Source organism: Saccharolobus shibatae B12 (assembly GCF_019175345.1).
Lineage (GTDB): Archaea > Thermoproteota > Thermoprotei_A > Sulfolobales > Sulfolobaceae > Saccharolobus > Saccharolobus shibatae.
The window spans coordinates 1,313,927-1,332,732 of the sequence record NZ_CP077717.1 but is presented as its reverse complement, the minus strand read 5'-3'; the positions used below and the strand labels follow the sequence as shown (position 1 = coordinate 1,332,732).

The window sequence follows — 18,806 nt, the reverse complement described above, 5'->3', positions numbered from 1 at the left end:
AATCGTACATGAAATTGATATGGCCATGAGACCTAAAATCTTACTCCTAATTACTATTCTCCTTTCCTTACCAACACTTGCTCTTGTTGCTAACGCATCTTCGCCCTCACTGTACGTAATGTATCAACAATATTCTTCAACACTCCAAATTACCCCATCTCATATAACTTACAAATACTCATCGAGTGCGTATAACACTACAATGTCCTCAACCAATAACGAGAGGACAATAATGTACAATAGTTACTCCTTCAATGTAAATGAAGGACCCTTAACCAATTATACTGGTCAAGTAAGCGTAAATGTGAACCCATTTGGTATAAGCGTTACGTCACAAATACCGCAATTAGCCAGGGTATTACTAGTTGAGCCCGGATTGATAGACGAGGTAGTATGGGCTGGTTTCACAAACAGCACGACTACGGTAAAAGGATTAGCCTATTTTAACAATACTGCAACGCTAGTATTGCAGTTCCTAAACGGTAGTAGTTTCGCCAATGTGACTTTTGCAATATCACATTCTCAAATAACGTATCAAAAGACGTTAACATTACTACTACATAAGGTTAACTTGACAATGACTGGTGAACTCCAACTTAGTGTGACCGTTCAAGGCACATATCCGCAAAGATATAGTAAGATGGAGTTCAATTATGAGGGGATAAGCGCTGAAGCACCTTATAACACGTCCATAGCCTATTACAATGGGACTTACGTTCCTGCAATGATATGGAGTAGTGAGGCCGGTGGTCTTCTATCCACTGAGGTTACGAACTTGCAAGGTAATGTGGACTTCACTGACATCGAATTCTTTGGAGTAAATGGTACTTTTGTGGGCTCTCTAGATAATACTTTCTCCTCAATCTACTTCAGTCATCAAGGTTTAATAATAAATCTGACGTACAATAGTGTGGATTCTAGGATTAGGATTGTAATTAATCCAACTGCAGAATACGCTAAACCATCAGTGTCCACAACAGTTTCCGTAAATGGAAGTCCCGCAGTAGTAGTTATTACTAATCAAGGCGTAGAGAGTACGGCAAATGTCAATTTGTATCACAAGGTTGAAGTATCTGGTCCGGCGACTTTAGTTTACGTTAATACTACAACCAATGGTGGATATGTTACCATATTTCCCAATGGATCTTATGAGTATGTTAGCCAAGTAGAGCCAAGTGTTACAGTATCAAATATATCCATGGGTGGAAAGACTTATACTGCACAGATTGTTAACGTTAGCAGCAGTTCAAAATACGTGATCTTTAACGTTAGTATGGCGAAGAATGAGACGTTTGCCGTTTTCAAAGAAAGTAGTAATGGAATGGTTGAATTGAACTCAAATAATTACTTTATCTATAACGGAAAAATTGTGGTATTTGATGATCCTTCAATGACTTACTACGTCGTATATGGATATCAACCATCATCACAATCATCTGTGTCTAGTAATTTACTTCCCATCATTATAGGGATAATAGTAGTAGCTATTATTGCAGTGATATTAGCTTTAAGGAGAAGAAGGTAAAGCATTTATTTTTGCTTTTATTATAATTACATGTTTGGAACATTACAAATCAAAACACTTTTCAAGTTCCGTTCAAAGCATGTGTTTTTCATTAGATTGCTACAAACTGAATAAATCTCTAAAGAAAAGAGGAAAGCTGGTCTGAAACTTAACTCCAAGGAAGTTACACGAATAATTCGTAAGTTTTGCACATTTCCAAATCTTTAAATACTTTAATTATATCAATAAAAAACATGGAACAAGAAAGAAAGCTTGGGATTGTTGTCCAATCTGGTGCAGCAAATAGGATATGCTGTGTCGTAGTTTACTCAGCCTCTGCATTAGCCTCTGGTTGGAAGGTTGCTTTACATTTGGTAAACGAGGGCTTAATTGCTTTTAGAAAAGATACAGCCAAGAAGGTCTGGGCTAGTTTAAACCCTAAGGACTTTAGTATCTATCCATCGTACTACGCACCGAATGTGGAAGTGTTTTTAAAGAACCTACAAGAGTTCATAAAGTCTGCTGACTTCCTCACCGCCCTAAAGGGCGATGGTTCCCCTCATCGGTTCGGGACTACATCCCTCATTTGAGGGGCAGTCGAGAGGGTCAGAGACCCCCTCCCATTGAGATTCACGATTGCAATGACGTCACGGTCGTTTTCATAACCACAAGACGGACAGCTGAAATACCTATATCCAACTTCTTTCATCTTCTGCCCACACCTAGGACACATGGTAGACGAATAACGAGGATTAACATACTCAACTAATAAGCCGTGCTTCTTAGCCTGCCACTCAATCCAGTACTGTACACGACGGTACTGCATCAAATACAGTTTGTCCCTAAACTCAAGTGGTAGTTTATTAACACGTTTAATCATGTCCTTAAGGTTCTCTAGCTTAACGACATTTACACCAAAATCCTTAGCTATATCAACAACCCATTCCCCAACCTTTCTGGCGAAGTCCTCCATAATCCTCTTAGCCTTCTGATGAAAAGAATGAATTCTATGAACAATCCTCCTATTCTCCCTCCATCTCTTAGAGTACTTCCTCTGCAGAGCTTCAGCCAAAGACTTGAAATGATGAGCCTCATGAAGACGAGTAGGTATCCTAACGTAATTAGAACCATCCTTACCCACTACAATCTCACTCATGTTTACATCAACAGCCACACTACCTTTAGGTTCCACTTTAACTTGCTCCTTCTCGAAAGTCACTTTGAGGAACGCTTTATCCTCCCTAATCACAAGCCTAGCTTCCCTCAACTCCCAATCCTTATAGAAGGAGAAGTTCCTAGGATAGCCTAGAATAGGTAACTCACCTACACTCCCTATCCTCACCATCATTTTCTCGAAGTCTATTGAATAACTTAGTTTTGGCGTTAACCACACTGTAGGTTTGTACACTCTCGGAAAACGTCCCTTCTTCGGATTGTTAAACCAACCCTTGTATACTGAGAGTGCGTCCCTATAACAGTCCTCAGCAACCTTAGACGGTAGAGAGAATTCTTCCCTTAACTTTTCATAAAGTTCTTGGTGGACTAACTGTAATACTCCATTCTCATTTGGGTTTACCTTATTTTCTTTTAACCAGAACAGGACGTACCTTAATGCTTTTACATAATGATTTGAGAAGGCTAGGAGGGAGTCTGATGAACCAATCTTCATTGAAACTGTAGCTCTGATTGGGTTCTTTTTCTTCCTCCTAGCCATCAATGACATTTTAGAAAAAGAAGTATTTAAATTGCCATCCCCGCCTTAAAAAGGCGAGGCTTTCAAACCTTTTGTAAGGAATTGAAAGGGTTGTATTACGTGAAAACGGTTCGCTAATTTTGGCAATTGCCAGCTTCATTATTAGCGTTGATATTTTACTTCTTCTGGCGTCAAGTGACCCTATTGCCGTTATTTCAGTTATGAAGAGGTTGAGACAAAGTGACAATACTTGATAAGTTATTAGAAATGATTATACCGTTAAGCTTGACGAGATCAAGAATATAAACGGCTGATAATCTATTACGCTACGTTGCATTTATTACAATTACAGTCTCAAGCATTCATTGATCTAACGAGAAGACTTCTCACTAACTTGGGTATAAGTGTTGAGGTGTATAAGGAGAGCTTAAGAAAGATTTCTGAGTTAAACTTGTTAAGAGTTCTTTCTTGAATAATATGATATCGTTTAGGAATATATTAGTACACGGATACGTTGCAATCAAGGCAGAAGTTGTGGAGAAGATAATTAGTGAGAGGAGTTACAGTAAAGTATTAGAGATAGCTTTGGAACTGAAAAGAAGGGCTAAGGATTATTGGGATCCTTGATATATCGCGTTCACATTTATTGGTATACTATTCCCTCCAACGTCCACAATCAACGTTATGATGCATGTTGAATTCTCCACAAGAGATGATATGTCGTCAAACTGAATCGTTATCTCATTATTACCGTGTTGCAAATTGACTGGATTCACCTTAAAGGTGAATAATTTGGTTCCCTCAATTTTGGCTGAAAATATTGTCGCTGTTGTAGATGAATATATAACTATTTTTGCACTTCCATCTCGCCTAATAACTCCTTGTCCTACTGGATATATCTGTACGTTTTGCCTTTCTGAGATTGGTTTCACTTGCCCTAGCCCTATGTAAGATAAAATGGCACCTATGAAGGCGAGAATTATTATCGCTATTAATATTCCGCCCACCTTTACGAGAGTATTATTATACTCCCTTCCCACCCTGTAGACTCCAATTCCTAAAAGTATTGAACCTATTAAGAGTAAGATGAGTTCAAGGAATGAAAACGGTAAACCAATGAAGATTGTGGAGAAGTTCAAGGACAGAAAGGAATAAAAAAGAATTACCTCACCTATGATACCTAAGGGAAAACTAATGATGTATAGTATACTTCCAGTACTCCCAATTCCAATATTGTCCGATACGACTTTGCTTAAAACGTTAAAACCACCTCTCAAAACGATCATCCCTATTATATTTACCACTCCTATAATTGAGGTTAAAATCAGTGCTTCTTCAATTTGCACAATTTCCCTTGAGGCTATTTGACTAAGCAATTGTTGTGGGTTGGTGTTATTTAAGGCTGTGACATTCGGGGAAACTGAGGGACTGGGCGTTACAAGTCCTCTAAATAAGCTCACGAGAGATAAAAGTGAGACTATTATTAAAACTAGGAAGCCTAATCTTAACCTCCTAATTCCCTCTTTTTCACTCTGGTTTGACATGTATTATATTTTGATCGTTAGATTATAAAATTTTTGTCTAAAATTAAGGCTAGAATTAAATAAAAGTGTCGATTTTTAAAAGCCTCTTTATTTAGAAGTTGGTTTTGCATTTTATATGGTAAAATAAAAATACTAAGTGAGATCGTATTGCTTACAATTATCGCCTTTAGCTTAAAAGGGCGCTCCTATTTTAGTATTACCTTGACGAACTCCACACTAACTGATTCGTCTTTAGTTTTTCATTCGATCACGGGTTTAACATACAATGCAACAATAATTTTCAGTATCTTCTCGTTACTCGATAGATCTTATGTTAAATACGACTTCCCACCTTGAGAAATGACGACAGACCCAATTATTTCAATTACTACCTAAGAGGAAACTATTACTTACTCTGAATAATATGCCATACGTATATGAGGAAATATTATCCCATTGAAGATAAAAATTATTAAGCTAACGCATATAAGGTCTCCATAAGATCCTCAATCTTAACCGAATATACTTCTATCTTACCTTGTCCTTTCGCGGAAATTATCATCGACAGTGCTTCAAACCCAGTCTTTACATTACTATCAGATCTGCAAATTGCCCTCTTCATCTCCGTATTTTGAACCACTATATTACAGCTTAACTTGTCAAAGTTCACTTTAATAAGACCTAAGTCTAGTTGAGAAATCATCTCGTTAATCTTACTCAATATACTTCCAGCATCTCCAGTGAACTCTAAGGATGGTGCTACAGATAAACCTTGTGTTGGCTTCCCTTTAGTATTGAAAATCTTGATAATGTCCCCATATAATGATGGGAAATATACTCTTGCATAAGTCACGAAATGGTCTTCTACTATATGTTTTGCGAAATCAACGGCGGACTTTCCTAACATTTTATCTAATAGCGAATCGTTGTACTTCACATTCGTCGCGACATATAGCCTTGTCTGAGTATCTCCTAAACTTTTCGGCATAAATTCTATTGTAAACTCCAATTTTCCATCATCAGACATACCAGAATATTTGATGCTTTGCATTTTAACTTCTGGCCCCTTGAAAATCCCCTCTGTGTATTTGAAGTCCTTGCTAGTTCTTAATAATATGTACAGAGCTATGAATTCGTCTGTGGGTGTTGATAATTCCCTAATTCTATCTCCCATGAGGTACTCGTTATTTTGTTTATCCTTAAATTTTAAAATGGAAATATGTCCACTAACTCCACTAATAAATAGAGGATCCATAAGGAATTTCCTCACAATCCAAATAGGGGAATTTAATGTCAATTCTGTGCTATACATTCATAGTCATCACACCTTCTTATTATGTCTATTTAAATCTTTTCCAGTCTAGTTTCGACTCATTTTTAATTTTTATAGAAAGTTTAGTTATGAGCTATAGAGTCTTTTTTGATAAATTGATATATATTGTTAGGTATTTATACACCTCTACCGATCTCAAATACTAAGATTTTTAAATTAATATAATATAAGAAATAATATAGCAATTATTGTGCTAATGGGTGTTAATATTAAGGTGGATTTCACTATGATTTCTGTACCAAAACCATAAACTCTAGCCCAAACCACGTTTGTTATTGCTGGAGCCATAATCGCTGTTACCATAACTTGCTCGATAACCATCTTGGAAGTCATACCTAGAGAAATTAAGATGAGAAATATTAGAATTGGGCTAATAAGAATTCTTGATATATAAATTATCATGTAAGGCTTTGACGTAACATCTTTAATCCTCATTTCACCAATTACTCTTCTTATTTGATAACCGAACTCATAAAGGACTATTAAGATGAGAATCAAATTTATTACATTAACGACGTCACCGTTTATAACTGAGCCTAAAACATAATGTAAACTACCACCTATTAGAAAAGTTATTACGGGAAGATATCTTGAAAGATTTGTTCTTATTATTGAATTATTTGTAGTATTCTGTACCACGCTTATACCCTTGTTCAAATAGGTAAAAATTATCATAGCTATCGGTAGCCTTAATGTAGCCATTGCCACTGCAACAGTTGCAGAGATTTCATAATTCCCCCTAAACGCTAGGAGTATTGAGAAAGGTAAATTAATTGTATTCATGAAAATTGAGTTTATTAAAACAGCCCCTCTAATGAGAGGTTCAATTTTTCTTGTCAAATATAATACTATTGCAAGCATTAGGAAGTTATAGAACACAGAGGTTAGGAAAATCTTAGCATCACTTATCTCGAAACCCCTCCGAAGGTATGTGACGAGAAATATTAAAGGTAAGTTTATCCAGGTGTTCACAAAGCTTACTATTTTCACTGATAACCTATTGTGAAGGAAATATCCTAAAATTGCTGATAGCACAAGGAAAAGACCTTGAAGCTGAAATATATCCACTTTATAGGTAGAACTGCATCAACTTTTATTTTTATCTTAAATATGTGTTCTTACGCAATAAGAATGCGGAACAACGTGAAAAAGAAAAGATGAATTTTTGGTATAACGTTAAACCGTTTGTGGTTCACCAATGGGAAGTTAAATAAGAGTGATCATAATGTACTACTATTAAACCATCCACGACTTTACTTATAATGAATCGAAAGTGTACATGAAAGGAAGAGTTAACGAAAAATAATTTTTAGTTAACTTTTAAACATCTCTGATATAGTTGTTATATGACAAATATAACAATTCGGATAGACCTCAACTCCAAAAAGCAGATTTACGAACAGATTGCTGATCAGATAATTGAGCTAATAGCTAAGGGGGTACTGAATCCTGGAGATCCTTTACCTTCAGTTAGGGAAATGGCTGCAATGTTAGATGTGAATATGTTAACCGTTGAGAAAGCGTATAAGTATCTTGAAGGTGAAGGATTTGTAACCGTTTATAAGAAGAGGTTTGTGGTCAAGACTGATATAAGAGACGAAAAGTGGAAGGATATGATGAAAGAAGCTGTTTATAGGGCTTTGGCTGGTGGTGCTAAAAGGGATGAGATTCTCCTCTTTATATCAAGTTTATTGGGGTAAAAGAGCATGACACTCCTAGATATAATCATTTACGTGGAGTTCACATTCATCTTCATCAATTTCTTATTACTACCAAACTTACAATCTCCTGATATCCTCCTTGGAGCTAGGGTAACTACTGAGTTTAAAAAAGGTAAGGGCAAAAACATAGTTAACAAGTATAGGTTATCCCTAATTGGTTTAACGTTGCTATCCCTTTCGCTTTACTATTTTGTAAGCTTTATTTCAGTTTTCATTTACGTTATCGCCCTCTTGTTTAACGTTGTTTATTGGAGAAGAGTTGTGATAAGAAATAGGGGAAGTCTACCGTTAGCTTCTTCCAGATATGCAGTAATTGACATTAATAAGGAGGAAAGTAGAAAGTGGGTAATTCCCTTCGTAGTGGCGTGGGGAATCTTGGTACTTACCTTGGTTTTCGGATCATTAATGTATTCCTCAGTACCGCAATTACTTCCAACTCACGTTGGTCCTAGTGGTACGACTTTTCTCGTTAAGACGCCTTTAAACTTTTACAAGGTAGATATACTCAACGCTGTCGTTTTAGGGTTATTAACAGTACTAGGAGTCTTCATTACAAGGACAACTAACCTGATTAATCCAGCATATCCAGAGAGAAGTTATTACGCATTTCTCAAGTTTAAGGAGGGAGTAGCAATCATTGCGGGGATTGTTGGGGTCTTTATAAGTTCGTTATACACTACAATCTCTCTCTTCATATGGACAATAATAGACTTAAGCGAACTTGAAGTTTTGATAACCCTTCTCATATCTATACTCTTAACAACCATAATAGTTTACGTGCTAAGAATAGGTATTGAAGGAGCTGGATATCTAAGGGATATAGTGGCTAACGATAACTTACTTAATGACGATAAATATTGGAAAGGAGGAATTATATACGTCAACCCTAAAGACCCTAGAATATGGGTTCCAAGGAGAAATGGTTTGGGTTACACATTAAATTTCGGTCATGGAGTTTCAATTTTGATTATCCTAGCTATAGTTTTTGGTGTAGTAACTACAATAATCCTTGTTAGGTGATGGATGTGGGCTTTGATCCAATATATTTCTTGTTTCCCATAATAGTAATGGTGTTATCTTTCGGAATCGTATATAAGTTAGTTAAGTCTGTCAAAGTATTGATGTTTTCCGCATTAGCCTATTACATAGCTATATTGTTGAAGGTTTTAGTACAACTTTTCACCTTAAATTATATAGAATCACTCAATAATTTACCAATTTTAGGCCTATATTATGGACTGCAAACTTCCATGTTTGAAGTAGGGTTAGCTTACGCTTTTGCCCTATTGGGAAAGATTAAGGATGGTTGGGGCTATGGAGTTTCTCTAGCAATGTGGGAAAATGGAGTATTAGTATCAATACCCACGCTTTTTACGTACATGGCCTATTATTTCTTTCCGTCAATACTATCTATTCCACCACAACTGGAATATCCAGTTATTCAAGCACTACCACTCATTGGACTTAGCACACTTGAGAGGGTTTCGTCACTTTTAGTACATTCATCATGGGGATATCTCTCAGTATTAAGTGTTATTACGGGAAGAAAAAGACTATTCCTAGTGGCTTTTCCAATGGGTCTTGTGGACTTTCTGGTACCTTTTGAGAAGCATCTAGGAATATTGACATTCGAATTTATTTTATTCAGTATCGGACTAATCTGCTTAGCCATAGCCTGGTCTTTGGGACAATATTATCGTTCAACCTCCTCTAAGGGGACGTAATTTATATCTATACCTTTAAAGTACCATACTATTGTTGCAATACCTCCAATTGACCATAAAATGGTGTTATACAGTATGGAGTCAGTTAAATTAAAGGATTGAGTAAAGTAAACTGATAACGCATATGCGGTAATTGGGACAAGCCTAATTAGGCCTATCATAAATGCCCTCAAATTCTTTGGCATTAACACCGGTTCGTATATCGTCCTAATTGCCCAACCAAATTCACTAAACATCATATTGACAATTAGTAATGAGTAAAACATTGCGAAGTTGAAGTTCATAGTTAAGTATAGAATTGGAATCATACTAAGAGTACCTCCCACATATGATATTAACGCGAAGATTCTAGTCCTCATCTTGTTTGCAATATATGCCGCTATAAAACCAGAAATTGAAGCCCCTAAGTTCGCTATGAAGATAATAAAGGGAGTTTGTGACGAGGAGAAGTAATAGTCAGCAACCACAAATGCCATTAAACCATATGTCAAATATTGAGAAAGTCCTATTATAGCTAGAAATGCGTATCTAGAGCCTAAACTTAGCTTTTTGTTCACATTAACTTCTTTTACTTCTGCTGTACCTTCTTTTGTAACCTTGCTCGCCTCAACCTTTGCCTTATTTATATCCCCTTTAGTTGCCAACCATCTTACAGATTCCGGTAATAACAGCCTTATTATCACTGCCGTAACAATGCCCAATATTGCGACAATGGAGAGAGCTAAAAGTTCTATAATGAAAGAGTTTGAAAGGCTATACGTTAAATACCCAACTAGAGCAGCTACCATTGCGCCAATATTGTCGAAATTTGGAGCCAACACTAACATCGTATCTCTGTATTTGAGAGGCATCATCTCTGCAGTGTAGGATAGCATTACTGGAACTTCTCCCTCAACGCCAAATACTCCTAAAACTATTCCTAAGATTATTAAAGCTAATGACGGGAATTTGGCTAGGTTATCAGTGCTGAAGCCAGCTAGGACTGCAGCTAAAACTAGCAATATGGTTCCAACAGAGTATAGTGTCATTGTAATGAAGAAAGTTGTCTTTCTACCTAATTTCTTATCTGAAAATAGTGAGAGTATTAAATCACCAGCCAATGTTGCGAATGTTGGGGTTAATAGGAATAATACGCTATTTATATTAGGGTAAATTAAGGGAGCAATAGAAGCGATTACTCCCCACATGAAGTAGCCTATTGCAAGTGAGGCAAACATTAGTGAATGTATTGAAGTCCACTTTGCTGTATCGATTAATTTCTCAATACTCTTCTCCATATGTAAAAATGATAATTAGCGACTTATAAAGTCACTTATTTTGAATTTTTAATAAACCATCACAGGTCAGCCCTAGGACCACTCTTCACCTCTCAAGTCCTGCCCACCATTCCTCCTCATAAAAATATAAAAACCTAATCATCCCCTTTGGATAACAATTCCACAATAGTGTTTCTAATATCATAGGCTATCTTTTTACCTAGTTCAGTACCCGGACCTATGAAATACTCGTTTCCAGGTAAAGAGCCAACTGCAATGGCATCACTCACAGTTCCCGTAAACTTATATCCCAAATCCCTTAAAGCTCCAGCCTTGGCCTCAGTAACTGTCCTTATTAAGTCAACTAGCCCATTAATGTTTAACCCTTTATCAACGAACACCCCAATATTGATAGTACAACCCGCATCCTCACCGCTTCTCCCAATTCCAGCACTAACGAAAAATTTACCCCAATCAGTTTCTTTAAAAGTGTAATTCTTTGCAGCAGTCATGAACATTATGGCAGATTTAGAGGGACACCAGTTAGTCACGTCCCCCCAAGGATCTCCACTACAATAACTTTTATCAACGAAAATACTACAAATTTCATTAACTCTAGCTATTCCTTCTGGATATAACGCGGAGGTTAAAATTATGTAGTCCTTTCCAAGGCTAAACCTAACAATTTTTGGCTCCATTGATCAAAAGGTTTATTACTTGTTCTTAAATTATTAAGTTAAAACAACTATAGCTGAAGTCTCAACTGTTTTTGATAAAATTAGAAATCGAATACACAAATATGATAGTTCGAAGTGAAGTTTTCTTGAAAACGAATTTATAATTTTTTAAACTCTTTAAACATTAGAATATTGATGTCTGCAGTTAAAAACGAATACGACGCAATTCATAGGGAATTGAGAGAACAAGGTTTTATTAGAACTGATTATCCACCAAATTCCTCTGAGACGTTGTGGAATAGGAAGATAATGGCAATGAAAAGAGAGGAGATCGATAAGTTAAAGACTTATAGGTTAAAGAGAATCGTAAAGTGGGCTTGGGAGAACATTGAGTTCTATAGAAGGTTTTGGAAGTCTAAAAACTTCGAACCAGACATGATAAAGGATTGGAGAGATATTACTAAAGTTCCTATTTTAAGAAAAGATGAAATTAGGAAAGACCTACAGCAAAATCCTCCATTTGGTACAATTTTCCATCCCGAATTGGCTAAGCATATAAGGTTTGTCGGAGCTACTTCTGGGTCAACTGGTTTACCAACTTTCCAAGGATGGGGGGCTTTGGAAATGGACTATTTCCAGGAAGGGCAAGCTAGATATTTGTGGACTTTTGCAGAGGTTAAACCAACTAAAGTTTACGCGAACTATTTAAACATGAGCGGATTTTACAGCTGGGGTCCTCCAGTTGTTGAGACTGCCATGTGGAGATGTGGGGCTACTGCAATAGCTGGAGGTGGTGAGACTTACTTCTCATGGAAGAATAGACATAACTTAATCTTCAAACTATGGAAAGTTGACGTATTCGCCACAACTCCTTGGTTACATAGATTAGTAGGAGAGGAAGCTAAAATTGAGGGCTGGGAAACTCCCTTCAAGGTTTTGCTACTTCATGGTGGTGCCGCTGCTGAAAACACTAAAAAGAAATTATTCAAGGTTCATCCAAATGCTGAATTGGCCATAAGTGTTTGGGGAACAACTGATGGGCACATGGCTATTGAAGTTCCAAGCTTAGAAGGACAATTAGTAGTGTGGGAGGACATGGAGATATTTGATATTGTCGACCCTAAGACTGATGAACCTGTATCTGAGGGAGAAAGAGGTGAACTGATAGCGACCTTGTTGAGTCACTATACCATGCCTTTAATACGCTATAGTTTAGGAGATTACGTTAAAAATGACTTCTTGACTGACCCAGATCCTAAGTATGGTATAACCCACATGAGATTTGCTGAGCCAATACCGGGTAGGGTTGAGTGGATGTTCTTCGTTAAAGGGAAATTATTATTGCCAATTTACGTTGAGGACGCCGTGAACGAAATTCCAGACACTACTGGAATGTTCAATATTTTCATTTACGATAATAGTATGGATAAATTGAAGATTAGAATAGAGACAAGGAGGGAACAGGCTGATTATAATTACGATAAGCAAGCCAGAGAGATATTAGCGAACAGGATTGGGATTCACCCAGATGATGTTGAGATAGAGTGGGTAAAGCCTGGAAATACAATATGGACAGGCTATAAGTTGCAAGTGTTTGTTGACCAGAGGAAGAAGAAATAATTTTTCTTTGTTATTTATTAATTTATTATATACTAAAATTCGAAAATAATAACAGAAAAGTTCTTATGCAAGATTTTTCAATTGAATGATTTAGGTGGGATAACTGATTATTAGCAGTTGTTCTACTTTAACGTAACTTAAAAGTTTTCATTAAACCTAGTGCATTTCCTAAACGTATTTCAACGAACCGGAAAAACTCCTCCACCTTTCTGCTCAATCCCTTCATCTCCAGTATTCTAACCAGGTAATTGAAGGATTTAATGAAATCACTCTAGCAATGTCCAGCTTCTTCTCGGACTTCACACTTTTCAATCAACCAGATACAGAATTAAAAAACTTCATCGCTAGTGCTGAAAATCCTGTATAACCGAGGGAAATTAGAATAACTGCTATTAAGGAAACTAATCAAATCCCTATATTAAGTTGGCTAGGTGGTTAGGGCTAAGTCCCTACACTTGATCATGATTAAAGATAAAATGAGTCAAATGGAAGTGTAGGGATAAACGGCCTCTTGAGAAAAGTTTCTCAGAAGAGGAAAAGCTTAACTACTTGATTACGTGAGAAGCTATAATTTCTACCCCTTCCTCCTCAAGTTTCTTCTTCACCTTCTCATCCACAAAGTTCGCCACAACAAATACCTTTATCTTCTTATCCTTATACCTTGCAGAGAACAACTTTTTCCTAACAATAACTTGATCATAAGTCCCCTTATCCGCAAAATTCTTTATCTCAAACACATAAACATACTCATTAGTCTCATAAAAGTCCACCTCAAACACCTTACCCTTCTCTATTACCCCCTCATCATCAACCATCTTCCCATGAACAACCCTCTTAGGATCAACACCATGAAGCTCCAAAGCCTTCCTATAAAGCTTCAACATCACCCTCTCCAAACCCCTCCCAGCCCTATTAGTAAAACCACCCACCTCTATCGAAAGCTTCTTAACCTCCCTACCCAACCTAAGCACAGCCCTCTGCAACGCCTCAATAGCCTCAGTATGCTTATTCACAGTCTCTTGAAGTGCTTGAATAGCCTCACCTTGCTTCTTAACTTCCTCTTGAAGTGCTTGAATAGCCTCAGTATGCTTATTCACAGTCTCTTGAAGTGACACTATAGCTTGAGTGTGTCTATTCACAGTCTCTTGTAAGGATTGAGTAGTTTGTTGAAGTGCTTGAATAGCCTCACCTTGCTTCTTAACTTCCTCTTGAAGTTCTTTAATTGCCTCAGTATGCTTATCTACAGTCTCTTGTAAGGATTGAGTAGTTTGTTGGAGCGCTTGAATTGCCTCAGTATGTTTTTTAATCTCCTCTTGTAGAGCCTTTATGCTCTCGCTGTTTTCTTCTAATTTCTTTATCACAATTTCGTCCTTAAGCTTGCCGTAAATTTTCTCAGCCAATACTGAAAGTAGCTGAGGATTATTAAGTATCTCATCAACAATTTTTTCACTCATATTTGATTACTTTAAAATTTGAGGATTATAAACCATTCGGAGCAATCTGAAAATTCTCTGCCAGACTTTAGAGGACAAGATACTCTCTTAAAGAGGCATTGGGGAGCTCGGGCGATTCATGTTTCTATTGCGAATTGTAATTTATGAACAATATAAATATAAAAGTGTTAACACGATTCTTAGTGTCGTCATTGAGCTATTTAATATGTCTATATCACAATAAGGCACGCAAAACGTTATTTTGCATTTACTATTTGTAGAGATTCCCTTGTTTAATAAATTATATACTAATGACGACACTATGACACGATTGAGCATGAATTCCCTTTATAAACCGTTTTTACTCAGTTAAATTCGTCATAGTTTTTGAAATATAGTGAATTTGCAATGAAAACCTGAATGGCCTGGGTGGGGAAGAAGTCAGCATATCTATATAAGCTCTGAGATGACGTACTTTTTCGCTATCTCGTGTTGCTTCCTATCCCCAGTTACTAATTTACTTCCTTTACGTTCAGCCAATGCGATATAAAGCGAATCATATATCGGGATTTTCTCTTTTATGGAAATCTCAATAGCTCTTTCAATTACGTCAATACTTTTATTCAATATCAGCAATTGTGGTAAATAGTATCTGATTATAGTAACTGCCTTAATTGCATCTTGTTCAGTTAACTCTCTGGTTAATACGGTTTTCTTCCACACTACGTTAGATACTTCCACTAACGCAAAGTCTGATGTCTCAGCGTCTTTTAAAATCTCTGTAATCTTCTCCCATCCTTTCTCCTTAGTTACAAATTTAGCCAAAACTGATGCGTCAACTATTATCCCTATCTTCCCTCACCAATTCTGCACTATTTGACTTAGTCTCGGGCATTGTTTGGAGGATTTCATTAATCTTCTTGAAGATTTCCTCTTTCTTTAACTCCTCAATCCTCCTCCTTATAAAGTTCTCAATCTCCTCATTCCACTTAACGTTGTATTTCTCCATCTCCTCACGTAATTCCTTATCTATCCTTAAACTGTATACGGTCTTCATATTATAATATACGTATACGGGAAATATAAACGTTTCTATCTTTAGTGCTTTGCGATTTACTTGTTTTTATAAAAATAAGGGGTTCAAAGGGGACGGAAAACTTCACCTTTTAAGGTGGAGATGGATAGTCCCCTTTGTAGTTAAGTTTTTAAATATAAAATGTTAACTTTTTTCAATGTCCATCGTAACGTTTCGTTTTCGTGCCTTTACAGACGTGGAAACCTTGAGGGCGTTAAAAGCCCGGTTGAAGTTAGCATGTGAGATATACAACACGTTACGATGGGCAGACATCTACTTCTACCAAAGAGATGGAAAAGGTCTAACACAAACAGAGTTAAGACAATTAGCCCTAGACTTGAGAAAACAAGACAAGGAGTACAAACAACTCCATTCACAAGTGGTACAAGAAATAGCAAATCGTTTTTATGAAGCAAGACAGAGGTTCTTCCAAGAATTAGCACGTTTTCCTAAGGAAAAGAAAATCCACAAGTGGTACTCATTAACATATCCACAATCGGGCTGGAAAATACTATCAGTCAGAGAAATAAGGACTGGAAGTAGAAAGAATAAAAAGAAACTGCTTGTGCTAAGCTTGTCTCACTTAGGCATCTTCAAGGTCATTGTCCATAGAGACTTTCCGTTGGACAAGGTGAAGAGGGTGGTAGTTAAGCTAACGAAGTCTGAAAGAGTATACATATCCTTTGTGGTGGAAGACCATGTGTTCCAGCAAGCTCCGAAGACTAACAATGTAGTGGCAATAGATGTTGGTGTAGAGAAGCTTCTAACAACTTCAGATGGTGAATATTTACCCAACTTCAAGTTCTACGAGAAGGCACTCCGTAAGATTAAGCATTTGCACAAGGAATTGTGTAGGAAGGAGTTCCTTTCCAAGAATTGGTTTAAAGCCAAGGTTAAGTTAGCTAAGGCATATGAACATCTTGCTAATTTGAAGAGGGATATGTACATGAAGATAGGGAAGTACCTATCGATGAATTACGATGTTGTGGTAATGGAGGATATTAATGTTAAACAACTGGTTGGTAAGTCTCTCAGAAAGCTTAGGATGAGGTTACATGACGTATCGTTTGGTGAGCTAAGGGATATAATCAAATATCAGATAGGGAAGTATGGAAAGAAATTTGTGTTAGTTAATCCGTCAAACACGTCAAGGACGTGTGCTAAATGCGGATATGTGAAGGAAGATCTAACTTTAGCTGACCGTATCTTTACTTGTCCTAAGTGCGGTTGGATAGCTGACCGTGACTATAATGCTTCTCTAAATATCTTGCGTAGGTCGGGGTGGGAGCTGCCCTTAGTGCCTGTGGAGCTTCACCCTCTACCAGTACTTCAGTACTGGCAAGGTGGGGTTGTGAAGCAGGAAGCTTCCTCCTTCAGGAGGGAGTAGCTCACAATTGCTGACATGGTTTTACGACTAAGTTTGGATGATATCTCGTTATAATCGGTCTGCTGAAATGCTTTACTGGATTCTTAAAAGATTTTACAGCTCTATCTAACTCCTTAACTACTTGAGGATTTGCCACAATTACTAGCTCAACATTGTTACTTGAGCTCATGTCTATTCTGCTTACGTTATCCCTAAAATACTCAAGAAAGCTCATACAATACTCAAACTTATTCAAATACGTATTAATATCTCTATCTTTATGCATTGATAGTTCATAAATGCTGATGCGGGAGTCCTCAACTATAATTGCATCACAATGCTGTGTAGTTTTTACCAGTTTATTTGGATCCTCATGAATCCTAGAATTTTTAAACAATTTTTCAAAGTCAAAAAATAAATGATGTTCTTTTCAAGGATAACGTATTTGCATTTTCCATTCTCGTCAACGAGTACACAATCATTAGCTACTAGCATCTTTACCACCTCTGGATAAGTATAGTTCAGAAAGCCAGCTTAATTCAATATCCATTACGTCCGTAATGCCAGGAATTCCTTTACTTACTTCCTCAGCGGATTTTTCTTCTACTTTTCCATCATGGAAATAGTAAAACTTTACCTTCTTATTGTTTGCCTCTTCTATAGCTTTAGCTAGTTCATCATTCTTAACTCCCAGCTTATCTAGCAATTTTTTAACCTCTTCAGCAGTAGGCTTAAGATAAGCTATAAATGAGAGCGTATATAATATCGTCTGGCTATGAGTAGTTATTGCAAACTTGTTAAATGAAGACATTGCATAAAGGATAAGCGCCATAAGTACTTGTAACCTCTCGTGGAGCTGAGTTTCGGGTTCTTCATAAAGTATTAACTGTCCTTCCCCTACTGAAAGTAGTAAACTTACAACTTCCATAATAGAAGCTGAGGTGTACTTCCAGGAGATAGGTTTATCTCCCTCTATATACGTTAGCTTGTCATTTAGGATTTTAATATCACCGGGTATTAATGGTTTTAAGAGTTTGTATATTCTCCCGCTAATCTCACTCCTTCCTTTTATTTTATCGAAATAGATTTCGAGCTCCTTTATGTCTCCTAAAATATTTTCCAAAGAGTAAAACTTTAATCCAAGGATAAATGCACTCGCTATGCTTTGTATAATATCTAATAGACTACTTGCTGTAGATGACGTCTTACCAGCAGTTAACTCTGCAAAAGTTAATGCTTCAAAAGTTACGAATGACCTTGAATAAGGTATAAGCACTACGTCACTAACCTTTTCCTCTTTTCTCAAATACTCGAGGAATTTTTCCATATATTTATTAATAATTCTTTTGCCTAGAGTAGGCATAATTATTTTACCTAACTCTGTATAAAGAGCCTCTTTGCATTTCGGAGTAAGCTCATTAGTGAGATGTAATATTACTTTTCCAGTTTTTCCAGAGATTTCAGCCTCATATGGTACCTCTCTTACTCCTTTGCATTCTGAGGGTAACATTATTGAAGTGTTTACTAAAGTATCCTTGAAGTTCTCAAAGAGAGAGTTCTCTTCTACAAACTTTACAAATAAAGGGTCTGCAGAGAATTCGCCTTCTGGAAGTAAGTCCTTAAGGTAATCAGTTGAAGGGTGAAACTTAAACTCGTATATATTATCTTTTGTCACGTATTCGAGCTTCAGACTTCCTAAATTAACAAATGTATCTTTCATCTCGTTACTAAGTAGAGGATGTAGTGAATAATATATTGCCTTTAAAGCAGTCGACTTCCCAGAATTAGGCGGACCGAAAAATACTGTCAGATCGCCAAGTTCAATTTCGCTCCTCTCCGTAATTGGTCCAAGAGATGTAATCTTGAGTCTCATACCTAATA

At 36.8% G+C, this 18,806-nt stretch carries 19 protein-coding genes; 8 read left to right on the top strand and 11 right to left on the bottom strand.

Annotated elements, in window-relative coordinates; genetic code table 11:
* Window positions 1–25: 25 nt before the first annotated feature.
* Together J5U23_RS07420 and J5U23_RS07415 are read left to right on the top strand one after the other, a co-directional pair.
* Window positions 26–1,525 (top strand): hypothetical protein, encoded by a 1,500-nt coding sequence (locus tag J5U23_RS07420; protein WP_218267401.1) that lies wholly within the window; start codon window positions 26–28, stop codon window positions 1,523–1,525.
* A gap of 233 nt (window positions 1,526–1,758) precedes the next feature.
* On the top strand, window positions 1,759–2,094 hold the full coding sequence (locus J5U23_RS07415; RefSeq protein ID WP_244988841.1) for a hypothetical protein: 336 nt from the start codon (window positions 1,759–1,761) through the stop codon (window positions 2,092–2,094).
* Here J5U23_RS07415 and J5U23_RS07410 read toward each other — a convergent pair.
* Window positions 2,064–3,218, bottom strand: coding sequence for an RNA-guided endonuclease TnpB family protein (locus tag J5U23_RS07410; protein WP_218267400.1), 1,155 nt, complete (start codon window positions 3,216–3,218; stop codon window positions 2,064–2,066). The genes J5U23_RS07415 and J5U23_RS07410 overlap by 31 nt on opposite strands.
* 456 nt (window positions 3,219–3,674) lie before the next feature.
* Here J5U23_RS07410 and J5U23_RS07405 point away from each other — a divergent pair, with 456 nt between their 5' ends.
* Window positions 3,675–3,824 carry a HepT-like ribonuclease domain-containing protein gene (locus tag J5U23_RS07405; RefSeq protein WP_218260423.1) on the top strand — a complete coding sequence of 50 codons (150 nt, stop codon included), beginning with the start codon at window positions 3,675–3,677 and terminating at the stop codon, window positions 3,822–3,824.
* On the opposite strand, the gene J5U23_RS07400 is transcribed toward J5U23_RS07405, so the two are convergent.
* From J5U23_RS07400 to J5U23_RS07390, 3 genes are all read right to left on the bottom strand, one after another.
* Window positions 3,809–4,741, bottom strand: coding sequence for a DUF973 family protein (locus J5U23_RS07400; RefSeq protein ID WP_218267399.1), 933 nt, complete (start codon window positions 4,739–4,741; stop codon window positions 3,809–3,811). The two genes, J5U23_RS07405 and J5U23_RS07400, sit on opposite strands and share 16 nt — an antisense overlap.
* A gap of 451 nt (window positions 4,742–5,192) precedes the next feature.
* Window positions 5,193–6,032 (bottom strand): hypothetical protein, encoded by an 840-nt coding sequence (locus J5U23_RS07395; RefSeq protein WP_218267398.1) that lies wholly within the window; start codon window positions 6,030–6,032, stop codon window positions 5,193–5,195.
* A gap of 177 nt (window positions 6,033–6,209) precedes the next feature.
* On the bottom strand, window positions 6,210–7,121 hold the full coding sequence (locus tag J5U23_RS07390) for a hypothetical protein (protein ID WP_218267397.1): 912 nt from the start codon (window positions 7,119–7,121) through the stop codon (window positions 6,210–6,212).
* Window positions 7,122–7,399: 278 nt separating this feature from the next.
* Here J5U23_RS07390 and J5U23_RS07385 point away from each other — a divergent pair, with 278 nt between their 5' ends.
* Genes J5U23_RS07385 through J5U23_RS07375 form a run of 3 tightly spaced genes read left to right on the top strand, consistent with a single transcriptional unit; the run spans window position 7,400 to window position 9,498 of the window.
* Window positions 7,400–7,753 carry a GntR family transcriptional regulator gene (locus J5U23_RS07385; protein WP_218267396.1) on the top strand — a complete coding sequence of 118 codons (354 nt, stop codon included), beginning with the start codon at window positions 7,400–7,402 and terminating at the stop codon, window positions 7,751–7,753.
* Window positions 7,754–7,759: 6 nt separating this feature from the next.
* The gene (locus J5U23_RS07380) at window positions 7,760–8,794 is read left to right on the top strand and encodes a DUF1648 domain-containing protein (protein WP_218267395.1); all 1,035 of its coding nucleotides are present in this window, start codon (window positions 7,760–7,762) and stop codon (window positions 8,792–8,794) included.
* 5 nt (window positions 8,795–8,799) lie between these two features.
* Window positions 8,800–9,498 (top strand): symporter, encoded by a 699-nt coding sequence (locus J5U23_RS07375; RefSeq protein ID WP_218260147.1) that lies wholly within the window; start codon window positions 8,800–8,802, stop codon window positions 9,496–9,498.
* Here the strand turns inward: J5U23_RS07375 and J5U23_RS07370 are convergent.
* Both J5U23_RS07370 and J5U23_RS07365 read right to left on the bottom strand, forming a co-directional pair.
* Entirely contained in the window at window positions 9,468–10,775 is a 1,308-nt protein-coding gene (locus J5U23_RS07370) for an MFS transporter (protein ID WP_218260146.1), read from the bottom strand. The genes J5U23_RS07375 and J5U23_RS07370 overlap by 31 nt on opposite strands.
* 134 nt (window positions 10,776–10,909) lie before the next feature.
* Window positions 10,910–11,452 carry an adenosylcobinamide amidohydrolase gene (locus J5U23_RS07365; protein WP_218260145.1) on the bottom strand — a complete coding sequence of 181 codons (543 nt, stop codon included), beginning with the start codon at window positions 11,450–11,452 and terminating at the stop codon, window positions 10,910–10,912.
* 174 nt (window positions 11,453–11,626) lie between these two features.
* On the opposite strand from J5U23_RS07365, the gene J5U23_RS07360 reads away from it, so the two are divergent.
* On the top strand, window positions 11,627–13,051 hold the full coding sequence (locus J5U23_RS07360; RefSeq protein ID WP_218260410.1) for an acyl-CoA synthetase family protein: 1,425 nt from the start codon (window positions 11,627–11,629) through the stop codon (window positions 13,049–13,051).
* A 545-nt stretch (window positions 13,052–13,596) separates the two neighbouring features.
* Here the strand turns inward: J5U23_RS07360 and J5U23_RS07350 are convergent.
* From J5U23_RS07350 to vapB, 3 genes are all read right to left on the bottom strand, one after another.
* Window positions 13,597–14,505 carry a coiled-coil domain-containing protein gene (locus J5U23_RS07350; protein ID WP_218267394.1) on the bottom strand — a complete coding sequence of 303 codons (909 nt, stop codon included), beginning with the start codon at window positions 14,503–14,505 and terminating at the stop codon, window positions 13,597–13,599.
* A 429-nt stretch (window positions 14,506–14,934) separates the two neighbouring features.
* On the bottom strand, window positions 14,935–15,309 hold the full coding sequence (locus J5U23_RS07345; RefSeq protein ID WP_244988840.1) for a type II toxin-antitoxin system VapC family toxin: 375 nt from the start codon (window positions 15,307–15,309) through the stop codon (window positions 14,935–14,937).
* A 10-nt stretch (window positions 15,310–15,319) separates the two neighbouring features.
* Window positions 15,320–15,541: a type II toxin-antitoxin system VapB family antitoxin gene (vapB, locus tag J5U23_RS07340; protein WP_218260075.1), complete on the bottom strand. Its 222-nt coding sequence runs from the start codon at window positions 15,539–15,541 to the stop codon at window positions 15,320–15,322.
* Between the two features lie 175 nt (window positions 15,542–15,716).
* On the opposite strand from vapB, the gene J5U23_RS07335 reads away from it, so the two are divergent.
* Window positions 15,717–16,946, top strand: a complete 1,230-nt coding sequence (locus J5U23_RS07335) for an RNA-guided endonuclease InsQ/TnpB family protein (protein WP_218267393.1) — start codon at window positions 15,717–15,719, stop codon at window positions 16,944–16,946.
* A gap of 1 nt (window position 16,947) precedes the next feature.
* On the opposite strand, the gene J5U23_RS07330 is transcribed toward J5U23_RS07335, so the two are convergent.
* Entirely contained in the window at window positions 16,948–17,322 is a 375-nt protein-coding gene (locus J5U23_RS07330) for a hypothetical protein (RefSeq protein ID WP_218267392.1), read from the bottom strand.
* An 84-nt stretch (window positions 17,323–17,406) separates the two neighbouring features.
* Window positions 17,407–18,798, bottom strand: a complete 1,392-nt coding sequence (locus tag J5U23_RS07325) for an AAA family ATPase (protein WP_218267391.1) — start codon at window positions 18,796–18,798, stop codon at window positions 17,407–17,409.
* Window positions 18,799–18,806 lie beyond the last annotated feature (8 nt).

Bases quoted from the DNA above. Each gene is read 5' to 3' on its own strand.
- J5U23_RS07420 (WP_218267401.1), top strand. From the start codon at position 26: ATGAGACCTAAAATCTTACTCCTAATTACTATTCTCCTTTCCTTACCA.
- J5U23_RS07415 (WP_244988841.1), top strand. From the start codon at position 1,759: ATGGAACAAGAAAGAAAGCTTGGGATTGTTGTCCAATCTGGTGCAGCA.
- J5U23_RS07410 (WP_218267400.1), bottom strand. From the start codon at position 3,218: ATGGCTAGGAGGAAGAAAAAGAACCCAATCAGAGCTACAGTTTCAATG.
- J5U23_RS07405 (WP_218260423.1), top strand. From the start codon at position 3,675: ATGATATCGTTTAGGAATATATTAGTACACGGATACGTTGCAATCAAG.
- J5U23_RS07400 (WP_218267399.1), bottom strand. From the start codon at position 4,741: ATGTCAAACCAGAGTGAAAAAGAGGGAATTAGGAGGTTAAGATTAGGC.
- J5U23_RS07395 (WP_218267398.1), bottom strand. From the start codon at position 6,032: ATGTATAGCACAGAATTGACATTAAATTCCCCTATTTGGATTGTGAGG.
- J5U23_RS07385 (WP_218267396.1), top strand. From the start codon at position 7,400: ATGACAAATATAACAATTCGGATAGACCTCAACTCCAAAAAGCAGATT.
- J5U23_RS07380 (WP_218267395.1), top strand. From the start codon at position 7,760: ATGACACTCCTAGATATAATCATTTACGTGGAGTTCACATTCATCTTC.
- J5U23_RS07370 (WP_218260146.1), bottom strand. From the start codon at position 10,775: ATGGAGAAGAGTATTGAGAAATTAATCGATACAGCAAAGTGGACTTCA.
- J5U23_RS07365 (WP_218260145.1), bottom strand. From the start codon at position 11,452: ATGGAGCCAAAAATTGTTAGGTTTAGCCTTGGAAAGGACTACATAATT.
- J5U23_RS07360 (WP_218260410.1), top strand. From the start codon at position 11,627: ATGTCTGCAGTTAAAAACGAATACGACGCAATTCATAGGGAATTGAGA.
- J5U23_RS07350 (WP_218267394.1), bottom strand. From the start codon at position 14,505: ATGAGTGAAAAAATTGTTGATGAGATACTTAATAATCCTCAGCTACTT.
- vapB (WP_218260075.1), bottom strand. From the start codon at position 15,541: ATGAAGACCGTATACAGTTTAAGGATAGATAAGGAATTACGTGAGGAG.
- J5U23_RS07335 (WP_218267393.1), top strand. From the start codon at position 15,717: ATGTCCATCGTAACGTTTCGTTTTCGTGCCTTTACAGACGTGGAAACC.
- J5U23_RS07325 (WP_218267391.1), bottom strand. From the start codon at position 18,798: ATGAGACTCAAGATTACATCTCTTGGACCAATTACGGAGAGGAGCGAA.